Annotated in this window: 10 protein-coding genes; all 10 read left to right on the top strand. The window is 33.1% G+C overall.

The window, feature by feature from the left end; translation table 11 throughout:
• Positions 1-12: 12 nt before the first annotated feature.
• The 10 genes from IPK06_03755 to IPK06_03710 all read left to right on the top strand — a co-directional run bounded on the left by IPK06_03755 (position 13) and on the right by IPK06_03710 (position 13,903).
• Positions 13-1,179, top strand: a complete 1,167-nt coding sequence (locus tag IPK06_03755) for an exo-alpha-sialidase (GenBank protein ID MBK7979125.1) — start codon at positions 13-15, stop codon at positions 1,177-1,179.
• 23 nt (positions 1,180-1,202) lie between these two features.
• The gene (locus IPK06_03750) at positions 1,203-2,264 is read left to right on the top strand and encodes a galactose mutarotase (protein ID MBK7979124.1); all 1,062 of its coding nucleotides are present in this window, start codon (positions 1,203-1,205) and stop codon (positions 2,262-2,264) included.
• Between the two features lie 24 nt (positions 2,265-2,288).
• Entirely contained in the window at positions 2,289-3,305 is a 1,017-nt protein-coding gene (locus IPK06_03745; protein ID MBK7979123.1) for a hypothetical protein, read from the top strand.
• Positions 3,306-3,400: 95 nt separating this feature from the next.
• Positions 3,401-4,261, top strand: coding sequence for a DUF3078 domain-containing protein (locus IPK06_03740; GenBank protein ID MBK7979122.1), 861 nt, complete (start codon positions 3,401-3,403; stop codon positions 4,259-4,261).
• A 61-nt stretch (positions 4,262-4,322) separates the two neighbouring features.
• On the top strand, positions 4,323-4,577 hold the full coding sequence (locus tag IPK06_03735) for a hypothetical protein (protein ID MBK7979121.1): 255 nt from the start codon (positions 4,323-4,325) through the stop codon (positions 4,575-4,577).
• 23 nt (positions 4,578-4,600) lie between these two features.
• The gene (locus IPK06_03730; GenBank protein MBK7979120.1) at positions 4,601-6,442 is read left to right on the top strand and encodes a hypothetical protein; all 1,842 of its coding nucleotides are present in this window, start codon (positions 4,601-4,603) and stop codon (positions 6,440-6,442) included.
• Positions 6,443-6,528: 86 nt separating this feature from the next.
• Positions 6,529-7,641, top strand: coding sequence for a CPBP family intramembrane metalloprotease (locus IPK06_03725; protein MBK7979119.1), 1,113 nt, complete (start codon positions 6,529-6,531; stop codon positions 7,639-7,641).
• Positions 7,642-7,826: 185 nt separating this feature from the next.
• Positions 7,827-10,760, top strand: coding sequence for a TonB-dependent receptor (locus IPK06_03720; GenBank protein ID MBK7979118.1), 2,934 nt, complete (start codon positions 7,827-7,829; stop codon positions 10,758-10,760).
• Positions 10,761-10,799: 39 nt separating this feature from the next.
• A complete protein-coding gene (locus IPK06_03715) occupies positions 10,800-12,860 on the top strand; it encodes a hypothetical protein (GenBank protein ID MBK7979117.1) in 2,061 nt (686 codons plus the stop codon).
• 20 nt (positions 12,861-12,880) lie between these two features.
• Entirely contained in the window at positions 12,881-13,903 is a 1,023-nt protein-coding gene (locus tag IPK06_03710; protein ID MBK7979116.1) for a PorV/PorQ family protein, read from the top strand.
• Positions 13,904-13,919: the final 16 nt, after the last annotated feature.

Below are 13,919 nucleotides of genomic sequence, written 5' to 3'. Positions count from 1 at the left end.
AAAGAGTTTTTAATGAAAAAAATAATTTTAGTACTTTTTATTTCCGGTGTTTTGTTTAGTCAAACAAAAATTGAAGAAAATTTAATATTTCCGCTTCAGGAAGAACATGTTCATTCTAGCAGTATTGTTGAATTGCCGAATGGAGATTTTCTTACTTGCTGGTTTGAAGGCAGCGGTGAACGAACGGCTAATGACGTGGTAATAAAAGGATCAAGATTAAAAAAAGGCGAAGTGAATTGGAGCAAACCATTTTTAATGGCAGATTCTCCGGGACAACCCGACTGCAATCCAATTTTATTTTTAAATAATGAAAATAAACTGTTTTTAATTTGGGTTGTTGTGAGAGCCAATCGATGGGAAACATCTGTTCTTAAAGTTAGAACAACAAAAGATTATGAAAACGATTTAGCTCCAAACTGGCAATGGCAAGATATAATTTTGATGAAACCCGGAAAAGAATTTGAAGTAACTGTAGATAAACAATTTAAAGAAAATACGAATGATGAATTGGCTTGGGCTGAATATGCTTTGCCTTACGAGGAACTGCTAATCGAAGCCGCAAAAGATCCTGTGAAAAGAGAAACGGGCTGGATGACAAGAACTCATCCGATAATTTTAAAAAATGGTAAAATATTATTACCGTTATATTCGGATGGATTTAATTTTGGACTTATCGCAATATCCGAAGATGATGGAAATACTTGGAATTGCGGTTTACCGATTGTTGGAAGAGGATTGAATCAGCCAAGTTTGATTGTTAAAAATGACGGAACAATTGATGCATATATGCGTGATGACGGTGATTCGCCGGGGAAAATTTTTATTAGTCATTCTAATGATGAAGGATATTCATGGACATTCGCAAAAAAATCGGATATACCAAATCCCGGAGCAAGTATAGAAATTATAAAATTACACAGCGGCAATTGGCTCCTAATTTATAATGATGTTGATGACGGAAGATATAGTTTATGCGCGGCGCTTTCTGATGATGAAGGAAAAAGCTGGAAATGGAAAAGAAATTTGGAAAAAACAGAAAAGGAGAAAGGCTCATTTTCTTATCCTTCTGTAATACAAGCAAAGAACGGTAAAATTCAATTGACCTATTCATTTAGTAATTCAGAAAATGAAAAATCAATTAAGCATGTAACTTTTATGGAAAATTGGATCAAAGAATAATAAATTAAAATTGCGGAAAGATTATGAATATTGAAAAAACAATTTGGGGAAAAACAAAAAACTCGGAAACGGTTTATTTATTTTCGCTGGTAAATACTAATGGAATGTCAGTAAAAATCTCAAATTACGGAGGAATAATTCAGTCGGTTCTTGTTCCCGATAAAAACGGAAGAATTGAAGACGTTGTTCTTGGATATGATGAAATGGATGAGTATGTAAAACATACTCCTTATTTTGGGAGCATTTGCGGCCGATACGCAAATAGAATTTCAAATTCAAGTTTTGAAATTGACGGAATAAAATACAACGTCACTCCAAATGAAGGAAAGAATCATTTGCACGGAGGCAGTATAGGTTTTGATAAAGTAGTTTGGGAAGCTGAAGAAATAATTAGCGATGATCATTGTGCGATTAAATTAAAATACTTAAGCAAGGATGGCGAAGAAGGTTATCCAGGAAATTTAATAACAATATTGAAATACACGTTGAATAATGAAAACGAATTGGTAATTGAATATCAAGCTGAAACAGATAAAAAGACTCATCTAAATTTAACGAACCATACTTATTTTAATTTAACGGGTGATTGTACAAATACAATTCTGGATCATGAATTATGGATAAACTCCGGGAACTATTTGCCAATCGATACTTTAGCGATTCCAAAAGGAAAAATTGATCAAGTAAGCGGAACTCCATTTGATTTTACCAAACTAACCAAAATCGGTTCAAGAATAAATTTGGATCATGAACAATTAAAAAATGGATTTGGTTACGATCATTGTTTTATTTTTGATAATTTTAATGGAAATTTAAAATTAAATGCTATTTTAGTTGATAATAAAAGTGGGCGAATTGTCGAAATGTTTACAACTGAACCGGCTGTTCAATTATATACGGGAAATCATTTAACTGAAAAATTTATAGGAAAAAACAATATCGCATATTTACCTAGAACCGGTGTTTGTTTGGAAACCGAACATTATCCCGATTCTCCAAATAATATTGAATTTCCAAGTACAATCTTAAATCCAAATGAAATTTTTAACTCTAAAACCGTTTACAAATTTAAATTGAATAAATAATTTCTGAAAAAACCGGAAAGAAAAATGATAACAACAATTGATAGATTTAAAGAAATTTTTAAGCAAATAAATGAGACAAAAATAGGATTATACGGCGATTTTTGTCTTGACGCATATTGGGTTTTGGATCCGCGAGGTTCAGAAATCTCTTTGGAAACCGGACTTCAAGCAGAGTCCGTAAAAAAACAATATTATACCCTCGGCGGAGCTTCAAATGTTGCCGCGAATATTTCTGCGCTGAAACCTAAAGAGCTAAAAGTTTTTGGAATTTATGGGACGGATGTTTTTGGCAAAGAAATGATTTTTCAATTAAAAAGTATTAATGCTAATACGAACGGAATGATAATTCAAAAAGAGAATTTTGAGTCGTATACTTTTTCAAAAAGAATTTTAAACGGAAAAGAGCAGCCGAGAATTGACTTTGGAACTTATAATGTTCGTACGGAAGAATCAGATAATTTAATTTTGGAAAATATAAAAAGCTCAATTAAAGATTTAGATATTTTTATGATAAACCAACAGGTTCCCGGTAGTATTACAAATCAAAAATTTATTGATGGATTAAATAAAATAATTGAAGAAAATCCCGATAAGATTTTTCTTTTGGATTCAAGACATTTTGCATCCAAATTTAATAATGTGAGTTATAAATTAAACAACAAAGAAGCCGCATATTTATCTTCCAATGAATATCTTGATAAGCGAGATTTGCAGGTTGGCGATTTAATGCATATTGCCGATGAATTGTTTAGTAAAACTCAAAAGCCTGTTTTTATTACCAGGGGAGAAAATGGAATAATCGGTACTGATAAAAATGGCTTCTGTGAGACTTTTGGTATTAAATTGCAAGGCGAATTGGATATTGTCGGCGCCGGGGATACGGTTTTTTCGGCAATAGCCTGCGCTTTGGGATGCAAATGCAGTTTACAGGAAACATTAGAATTGGCTAATGTAGCCGCCGCTGTGACGGTTCAAAAATTATTTCAAACCGGAACCGCTTCAGCTGATGAAATTTTGGATCTATTAGTCAAAATCGGTTAAAAACTTCTTATTAAGGTAGTTTAATTGACATTATACAAATCATTGTTTATCTTTGGTTTAGCTAAACAATCGATTGCAAAATTTATGCAAATTTTATGATGAAGTTGAACAAAATTTTTCTCATTATAATTGTGTTTTTCCTTTCTGCCTTTTTAGAAATTCAAGCGCAAATTAAAGACACAGTTGACAGCAGATGGTCAACAACTATGGTTGGTGGATTAAATTTTAGTCAAGTTGCTTTCAGCAATTGGACAAAAGGCGGAGAAAATTCATTAACGTGGACTTTAAATTACGATTTTAATTTTAAGTTTGATGATGATGATATAGGGTTTAAGACAAAGTTTCGTTCGTTATACGGCAGAACAAAGTTTGACGGAAAAGATTACAGAACCAACGAAAATGAATTTTATTTGGATCAAGTACTTTCCTATCATGCAAGCTGGAAAGTCGATCCGTTTTTCAGTAATTCAATAAGAACACAGTTAACAACTGGCTTTGATTATTCAGGTCCCAAACCTGTAAAAGTAGCTGATTTTTTTGATCCCGCAATTATAACGCAAAGCGTTGGGTTTACTTATGACAAGCTTTCGGCGCTTCAAACAAGACTTGGTATTGCGCTTCAACATACAACTGCGGACAGATATACAAAATATACCAATGACGTTTCAACTTCTGATAAAGAGGAGACTTATAAATTTGAAACCGGTTTTGAAAGTGTGACAAACGCAAAAATTAAATTGGACGATAATATTTTTGCCGAATCAAATCTAATTTTGTTTACTAGATTTGAAGAAATTGATGTGTGGGATGTTCGATGGGACAATAGTATGGTTGCAAAAGTGAATAGCTGGCTTAACGTAAGTTTTACTTATAATTTTATATTTAAAAAATCGGAATCCGTAATTGCTCAGATGAAAGAATCTTGGCAAATGGGTATTGTTTATAATTTTATTTAAAACAAATCAATTCTATTTTTTTTCGAAATTATTTAATTCAACCGCTTTATTGGGATAAAATATGAGCATTCCTGAAATTATTGGATATTTTGCGGCTGCTGTTGGCTCACTAATTTTTATTCCTCAAGCAATACAAACCATTAGGACAAAAGATACAAAAGCTCTTTCACTTCCTACTTTTATTTTAATTTCCGTAAATAATTTTTTGTGGATGACTTACGGCATTTTAACAAATGATGCGGCAATTATTTTGTCTCAAGTTTTTGTGCTTCCTTTGGGACTAATAATTTTAATTTATAAATTAAAGTTCGGTTAATTAAATTTCATTGGAGTTATGAAATGAAAAACATAATTAAAAAAGGATTGATTGGTATTTTATTTGTCTTGTTATTGACTGTTTTAATTTATTGGAACAGAATTCACACATCATACAAAATTTATTCATTATTAAACGATATAACTTTCTACCTAAAGAATGGAAGCGATAATTATAATTTTCTCGTGTCGATAGAAGTCGCAAAATCCAACAAATCAGATTCATTGATTGCCAAAATTTCTCACACCGGAGAAAATTATTTTAACGCAGATGTTTTCTATAATCAAAATAACTATATTATTAAGAGCGACAACGATTCAACAAAAGTATTTATGTCACCTTCAAATGTTATTGTTGCGGGCGGCGGCAAAGACAAGAAGAATTTTGACGTAATTAAGCTTATCGGCGACGTCTTGGCGAAATATCCGCAGTCCAAAGAACTGCTTGAATCCTCCGCAGTAAAAAAATTGGGATTGGCTTCATGGATTTTGTTTAATTGTTCATTTGATGAAAAAAATGAAAATGATAAATTATATTCTTCGGTAAACACAAAAATTGACTCAACTCTAATTCAATTATTATTAAATAAAGAAAACGGCAACGATGTTTCGCTAATTCTTACAAACGACAAATCTAAAGCAGTTATTCATTTTGAGGAAATCAACAGTATTGTAAATTCACTATTCCCTCAAAATAAAGAAACAAAAGTTATTAAAATTAAACGTGAGGAATTGAATACCGCTATATACCGCGGAGCTTTAAGAACCGGCGGGCTATTGCTTTCAAGAATCGAAGCTCCAAAAATTATCAGAAAGGAAAAATTGTTTGGCAAAGGTAAGTTGATTTACAAAGATAATAACAGAGTTTTACTTGCTAAAGGTTCACATAAAGAAATAGGACAAATTCACGGAGCGCTTCTTAAAGATGAAATTAGAGATATGGTTGATGCAACACTATACACAATGTGCTGGGTTTACACTAATGAAAAAAGATCGTGGTTTATTGATGATTTTAGAGATGCATATAAAAGACTGAAACCGTTTATTCCTCAAAGATATGAAGATGAAATGGTTGGCCTTTCAGAAACGTCCGGAATTAGTTTGGACGAAATTCATTTAACAAATGTATTCCCTGAATTATTTCATTGTTCCGGATTTGCTGTTTTTAATTCTTCAACTTCAAATGGAAAACTTTTCCATGGAAGGGTTTTGGATTATATGACAGAAATAGGACTTCAATTCAATGCTGTAGTTTTCATTATTCAGCCAAAAGGCTACAACTCATTTGTAAATGTTGGATATGCCGGATTTATTGGATCAGTAACCGGAATGAATGATAAACAAGTTAGTTTTGGAGAAATGGGAGGAAGAGGAGAAGGAGAATGGGATGGAATGCCGATGGCATTTTTAATGCGCGACGGATTAGAAAGTACTAAGTCCTTATCAGAAGCTGTAAAACTTTTTGAAGATACTCCGCGCACTTGTGAATATTATTATGTTATTGCCGACGGTAAAATTCCCGATGCAAAAGGATTGGCTACATCACCTAAAAGATTTGAAATTATTAATCCGAATACTTACCATAAACAGCTTGAAGAACCTGTTCAGGACGCTGTGATTATGTCTGCAGGAAATCGTTATAAAGATTTAGTAGCAAGAATAAAAGAAAATTTCGGCAAAATAGATTCGGAAAGCGCTATTCATTTAATGGATAGACCTGTTGCGATGAAAAGTAATTTACACAATGTATTATTTGCTCCGCAAACTATGGAGTTTTGGGTTTCAAATGCCGGCGTAAATACACCAGCGGCAAATGAACCTTATGAATATTATAGTTTTAAAGAATTGCTTAATCAACTAAATTAAATATTCCATTGAATATTTCAGAAATATTTAGTCCTATCAAAAAGGAAATTTACCAAAGCGTAATTCTTACGTTTGCGCTATACTTCGTGTTTCTATCTTTTACTTGGAATTCAACTGAGACTACTGATATTTTAATATCTTCATTTTATTTTGTTTCCGCGTATTTAGTTTTTTTTCTTATTGGTTCTCCAAAAGTGGCAAAATATTTATCTGCATTAATAAATTTCAATATTCGTAAAGCCATTATATTCCCTATTGCTGTCATTATTTTTTATTATTCTTACATTGTGCTAAATGGTGATAATCCACTAAAAGGAACAACATTTTTATTCCCGTTTTTTATTTTATTTCCTACCTTAATATTTATCGCCAAAAATGATAATCTATATAAAATCGATTGGATTGATTTTTTTACTTTCACTTTGTTTTTACTTCCGACCACGCTAGTTAAATTTGAACCGAATACAAATATGCCCATTAACGGCGGCGGATTTGATTCACTTTTTAGAATCGTAATTATAATTGTTTGTGTATATAGTTTTTCTATTGTCCGTAAATTAAATGATGTTGGTTTCTTTCCCGTTTTTAATTTGGGTTTCTTAAAGATTGCGGTTATTTCATGGCTTTTATTTTATGCCGCAGCTTTGTTAATTGGGGTCAATTTCGGATTTTTTAAATTTATCGGTTATAACGATTTTTCAATAAATTTTATATTAAGTATTTTTGGTAAAATTTTAATTGTTTTTCTGCATACCGCAATTTTTGAGGAACTTTTTTTTAGAGGACTTCTTCAAAATTTACTTTCTAAAAGAATTTATCAATCACAGAAATGGTTAATCTTTTGGAAATGGGGGATGATAATTTTGTTAATCCTTTCTCTTTTAACTGGCTACTTTATGAAAGGAAATTACGGCTGGGTTATTCCTTCAGCAACTATCGCGATTTTCATTGCGGCATATTTAATAGAAAAGAAAAAAATAGATAAAATCGGAACGTATACGGCTCTCGCAATTACAAGCGTTATTTTTGGAATTGTACATTTTCATGCCGGTTCAATTGTATTTGTCGCTTTAGCCTCAATAGCCGGCTGGTCCTACGGTTTTACATATCTGAAAACTAAAAATGTTTTTTATGCGGCATTAGTTCATGCCTTAGTAAATAATACATATTTACTTTTAGGCATAGAATTATTAAAATGATTAAAATTTAAATTCGAGATAGCAATTTTATGTTAATTGTGTAATAATAATTTAATTTGCATTTTGAAAATAAAAATCATAACTTGAATTGATAGAGACAAACGATTGCCTAAATCGTTATCTAACTAAATGGGTTAATTATTTTATTATTGGATTGATATTTCCATTTATATGGAGAAGATCATATGAAGCAAATAATTACTTTTTTATTACTTGTTTTCACATTTACATCTACTGTTTTCTCTTCAACAACAGGCAAAATTCGAGGTACCGTAATTGACGCGGTTACCGGCGAACCATTAATCGGCGTAAATATTTCACTTAAAGGAACAAATTTAGGCGCCGCTACAAATATTAATGGCGTATTTATTATTCTAAGAGTTCCTCCTGGTGTTTACGATGTTGAAGCAAGCATGATTGGATATAAATCCTCAATTTTTACAAAAGTGAATGTAGAAGTCGATAGAACAATAAACCTTGACTTTAAACTACAGCAAGATGTAATTCAAAGCGAAGAAGTTGTTATAACGGCAAAAAAGGAATTGGTTAAATTAGATGTATCTGCTTCCGAAACAAATATTCAAGCCAATGAAATTAAAGAATTGCCTTTTGCAAGCAGAGTTGAAGATATTATTGGAATGCAGGCTGGAGTGCAGGGAAATTTGGTTGAAGGTGATTTACAGATAAGGGCAGGCGACGCATCCGAAGTGAACGTACTAGTCGATGGTTATTCCACTGTTGATAATAAGATGGCAAAAGTTTCATTTCCAATAAATAAGGGAAGTATTCAAGAAATTAAAGTACTTCGCGGAGGATATAACGCTGAATATGGAGAAGCTCGTTCAGGTGTAATAAATATTGTTACAAAATCTCCAAGTGATGAAATTCACCTTGCTTTGGATTACCAATTTGAACCGGCCGGATTGCGGCATGATGGCCCTAATTATTATAATCCATCGGTATATTGGCCATATAGACTGTATGACGGACCCAATTCCGATTCAGCTTCTTACTTAGTAAGGTATGAAGGAATTACACCGGATACGGTTAAATGGGAAGGCTGGAAAGCATACTCGGATAGATTATTAAATGATAATAATCCCGATAATGATTTAACTCCAACTGAAGCACGAGAATTATGGAAATGGAGACATAGACCAGTTAAGTACGGAAACTTACCTGGGCATAATCTGGATTTGACTTTCAGCGGCGGAACCGATGCTTTACCTTGGCATTTAAATGCGCTTGCAGGCATAAAATATATTAACCGTCCTTTTACATATCCTCAAGCACAGGATAGTTATCTTGAAAACGGATTTTCCTTAAAATTAGTTAATAGGCTCGGCGATAATACTCATCTAACAATTTCCGGTATAACGTCAAATGTAAATACTGTTTCTCGCGATGATGCAAACAGTTCATGGAGCAACGAAATAAAAATATCATATGACGGCGGAAATTTTGATCCGTTTTATTTCTTCAACAAACCGCAAGTTAATTATACAACTACACTTGTCGGGTTAAATTTAATACAAGTATTTTCACCTACTCTTTATACAGAAGTTGACGCAAATTACTTTAGCGCAAAATGGGATACTGAGCGTTATCCTAATTCAACAGCAGAGGACGGAAAATATTTTCACGGAAGATTATATTATGATCCTCAATCGGGATTTATTCCGCTCGATTTAGGCGCAAATGACGATATAACTGGCAACAGAATGTACGGCAGGGCAAATACTGTTGATAATTCAAATAGTGATAGATTTACTATTAAAATGGCAATGGTAAACCAATTTCATCCGGCACATGAATTAAAAACCGGATTGGAATTTAAATTAAATCATCTTATTGAAGACAGAGTTCATATGCATAATGACGATCCAGCCCAGTTATTTGTTTGGGGATATGACGTTTCTCCAATTGAACTTAGCGCATATGTTCAAGATAAAATTGAATTTTATGGAATGGTTGCTAATGTTGGACTACGATTTGACTATTATTCCACAAATGGAGAACTGCCCGATGTAACAAGAACTTTGGATTACGCTACTAATCTTGATGTCTTAAATGCATTTTTAGATGGAACATTTCCTAAAAATTCGCCCTCTGATAAATTTTATGTAAGTCCAAGAATTGGAATTTCATTTCCAATTACTACAAATAGTAAAGTATATTTTAATTACGGTCATTTTGTTCAGATGCCAAGAACCGAAGCAATGTATTCTACAACCGCTCATTATAATTTTAGACTGCAATGGTTAGGAAATTCAAATTTGGGTTATCAGAAATCTTATAATTTCGAACTTGGTTATGATCAAAATGTTTATGATTGGCTTCAGCTTCACATTGGCGCGTTCTATAAAGATTATTCTGATGTTGAAAGCGGAATTGTTTTCGCGCATTCCGATCAGAGTATTGTACTTGAATCATCTGTTCAACGTGAGTATAGGGAAGTAAGAGGACTCGATATAGAAATAAGAAAATCTACGGGTAGATTTTTAACCGGATTTTTCAATTTCAACATTACGCAAAAAAGCGTAAGCGATCTTGAAGTTCCGAATATAAGTCAGATTCCCGTAATTACAGATAATCCCGCAATCGGAATTGACGGAGAACTGAGAGGAGTTCCGCGGGCTCTTCAAGAGGAATTAACTCCATACGGCAGAGGTGTAGTAATTTTAACAGCTCCAGAAGATTGGGGTCCAAGAATTATGGATTATCCAATTTTACACAAAACAATGTTAAGTTTTAGTCTTTTTTATCAAGGACCGGTATTAGTTGAACATCCGGATGAGGACTTTAGAATCCAGCATCCAAATGTTAAATTTTACACAATTCCATATTTCAGCTCAAATTTAAGGATTAGCAGAAATTTTGATATTAGAAGCATTTTTGATCTCGAATTTTACTTTGATATTAGCAATTTGGTTGTAAGCCAATACAGAACGGCAATTCCGAATTCAAAAGATTATTATGACGACCTATATGCAAATGGAAAAACAGATGAAGTTGGAAGTGAAAATGTTTCGAATAAAAATATTTTGAGAACTGAAAGTAAAGTTTTATATCAAGGACAACACAGAACATATATTTTTGGAATAAGGGTAAATTTATAAATGCATGAAAATCAAAATTTGGATTTTTCGGAGGTTGTTATGTCAATCCAGTTAAAAAAAATAATTTTCTTTTTGATTTTTCTTTCGCAAATATTTTTAGAAAATAATTTTGCACAGGCAACAAGAAGTCATGAAATTGGTCCTTTATGGGAAACGATGTTTTCCAGCGGTTCAATTCCTAATTATGCTCCTCTGCAAAACCAAATGACATATCCCGGCGGAGATTACAGGACAATGACCAGAAAAAATCTTGAAGGGCTTGGAATTTGGATTGGTTTAAAAAATTGGACTGATAAGCAAAATATTTTTCACAATACTTACGTATCCGAAGGCGGGTTTGAAAATAAGGAGGCATTCGAATTTATTTATCCAATTTCAATTAGAAAAAGAGTTAGAAATAGATTGCCCAATGTGTCTGTTAATGGAACCGTTGAAGAGAGATTTTTAGATACGCGTTCACTAAGCACAAAATCTTCATCTGTTATTGCTGATGAAATGATTGATTCCAAATACTCAACAAATTCTGGTGTCAGCGTTAAAATGTCAAGTTATGCAATCGCTAATCACAATCACAATAATTATATAATTAGAGAATATACATTTACAAATGACGGTAATGCCGACGGAACCGAAAGTACTATTGAGCTGCCAAATCAAAATTTAACGGATGTTTATTTTGGATTTGAATATTTACTTTTACCCGGCGGCGATAGAGGTCATCAAATAGTAAACCAAAATGATGAATGGGCTGTATTTTACGGAGGTAATTCAGGCGATACATTAAGAGGTTTATTTTATGTCTATGATGGAAATGCGGATGATAACCACGCGGCGTATGATGATATTGGCGATCCCGATCCAACAACAGGTGAGTTCCTTTCGCCACAGTATCCGGGATTCGGTGTTCTTCATGCTGACACATCGCCAACTGACGCGAACGATGATAAAAATCAGCCCTCAACCGTAAAAATTGTGCCTAGAAGAATTATGAAATCATATACTAAAGGCAACACTGAAAACGAAATGTATTTTGAAATGAGTTCCGGTGAAAAATCAACCGGCACATTAGGAACCGCGTCAACTCCTTATGATCCATTGGTTCAGGAGCCGGTTGCCTTGTTATCGTTTGGTCCCTACAATTTAAATTTTGGCGAAAGTATTAAAATTGTATTGTATGAAGCCGTTGGTTCCATTTCGCAAAAGCTTTGTGTTGAAGCTGGAAATGAATGGAAGAATGGAACTTTAAATTATAATGGAAAATCCGGGAATGAAGCTAAAAATGCTTTATTGGCAACCGGTTTAGATTCATTACTTAAACACGCTTATAATGCAGAATTTGCATGGAAACTTGGACTGCAAAATCTGCCAACACCTCCACCTGCTCCGGATAACGTTGAAATAATATCAGGTCCGGGGAAAATAGATCTTAAATGGCAGTCGGTTTCTGATATTGCTGATTGGCAAACCGGTAATTATGATTTTGCTGGTTATAATATTTATAGAACTGAAGGTTCTTATACAAATATTTACCAGTTAATAAAAACATTTCACGGTGATACAACAGAATATGTAGATAGAAATGTAGAAAGAGGAAAAAAATATTATTATTCAGTAACAGCTTTTGATAACGGGACACAAAATACTACCGGAATTAAACCTGGCGAACCTCTTGAATCAAGTAGATATTATAACAGAAATTTTTCCGTAGCAGCGTCTCCGTTTATTGGCGCACATTCAAACTTGGATTCTGTTTATGTGGTTCCTAATCCTTATCATGTGCAAGGCTTAGCGTATGGCGGAACTGTTGTTGAAGATTATACCGATGTACCTAGGTTAGAAGATAAAATTGGATTTGTAGGATTGCCCGCTAAAGCAACTATAAGAATATTTTCAATGCACGGCGATTTGCTGGCAACAATATTGCATCCAAATCCTGATAATCCTAATTCAGTTCCAGAATCAGCTGATGAAGAGTGGTTTCAAATTACGGATTATTGGCAAACTATTAAAAGCGGTGTTTATGTTTATTATATAGAAGGCTGGGATTTAAATGGTAAGCCCGTTGGCTCAACAAAAGGTAAATTTGTCATAATTAGATGATGTAAATATTTGGAGTGATTATGAAATTAAAATTATCGATATTGGCAATTATTTTACTTATTACATCGCAAAATTATTTAGCGCAAAAGAAAAAAGCAGGTCAAAGCGGTATGACGTATTTAGCCATAAGTCTTGGCGCAAGAGAAAGCGCAATGGGCAATGCCAGTGTAGCAAGCGTTAACGGTACTCAAGGATTATTTTATAATCCCGCTGTTTTGACCAACATTGAAGGATTCGGCTTTTCAATGAATCATGTATCTTGGATTGCCGATACAAGGTTATATGCATTTGGAGCAGCTTATGATTTTCAAGACTACGGTGCACTTGGTATTGATTTGGTATATATGGATTATGGTCAAATCATAGGAACTAAAAGAGTCGATAAAAGTATAGATGATAGAGGATTTATAATTACAGGTGATTTATCAATTTCGGATTATGCGGTAGGGTTAGCTTATGCTTATCCTGTAAATGATGTTTTTTCTTTTGGTGTAAAGTATAAATTCATTCACGAAAATTTGGGGAATGCCGAAATTGCCGTTAAGGAAATAGATAGAGAAAATGGAATTTATGAATATGAAACAAGAGAGTGGCAAATAAATCATTGGGGATTTGACTTTGGCGGATACTATAAAGTTGGATTTAAAGATTTGACAATTGGCGTTGCGTTTCAAAATTTTTCCACTGATATGAAATACTGGACTGAAGTGTTTCAGCTGCCTTTGGTTTTGAGAATGGGTTTGGCAATGGATTTAATGAAATTATTTGAAAACGGCCACTCTGATTTTCAAATCAATACTGCTATGGATGTGCTTCATCCAATTGATTATACAGAAAGAGTTCACTTAGGGACTGAAATTGTATATAAAGAAATATTTGCTTTACGTTCCGGGTATAAATTTAATTATGATGTTGAAGATTTCAGTTTTGGAATTGGAGTAAAATTTGATCTTCAAGGTTATAAAGGAAGTTTTGATTATAGTTACACACATGCACAGTTTTTCGAAAGTATTAATCGCTTTAGCATAAATTTTAATTTTTAGTTTATTATTCAAACTA

This window comes from Ignavibacteriota bacterium (assembly GCA_016713565.1).
GTDB lineage: Bacteria > Bacteroidota > Ignavibacteria > Ignavibacteriales > Melioribacteraceae.
The sequence above is the reverse complement of the archived record's forward strand: the minus strand, read 5'-3'. Positions and strand labels throughout refer to the sequence as shown.

What these genes read in the sequence shown, in the direction of transcription:
- IPK06_03720 (MBK7979118.1), top strand. Translation starts at nt 7,827, where the DNA reads ATGAAGCAAATAATTACTTTTTTATTACTTGTTTTCACATTTACATCT.
- IPK06_03745 (MBK7979123.1), top strand. Translation starts at nt 2,289, where the DNA reads ATGATAACAACAATTGATAGATTTAAAGAAATTTTTAAGCAAATAAAT.
- IPK06_03750 (MBK7979124.1), top strand. Translation starts at nt 1,203, where the DNA reads ATGAATATTGAAAAAACAATTTGGGGAAAAACAAAAAACTCGGAAACG.
- IPK06_03710 (MBK7979116.1), top strand. Translation starts at nt 12,881, where the DNA reads ATGAAATTAAAATTATCGATATTGGCAATTATTTTACTTATTACATCG.
- IPK06_03715 (MBK7979117.1), top strand. Translation starts at nt 10,800, where the DNA reads ATGTCAATCCAGTTAAAAAAAATAATTTTCTTTTTGATTTTTCTTTCG.
- IPK06_03735 (MBK7979121.1), top strand. Translation starts at nt 4,323, where the DNA reads ATGAGCATTCCTGAAATTATTGGATATTTTGCGGCTGCTGTTGGCTCA.
- IPK06_03730 (MBK7979120.1), top strand. Translation starts at nt 4,601, where the DNA reads ATGAAAAACATAATTAAAAAAGGATTGATTGGTATTTTATTTGTCTTG.
- IPK06_03755 (MBK7979125.1), top strand. Translation starts at nt 13, where the DNA reads ATGAAAAAAATAATTTTAGTACTTTTTATTTCCGGTGTTTTGTTTAGT.
- IPK06_03740 (MBK7979122.1), top strand. Translation starts at nt 3,401, where the DNA reads ATGATGAAGTTGAACAAAATTTTTCTCATTATAATTGTGTTTTTCCTT.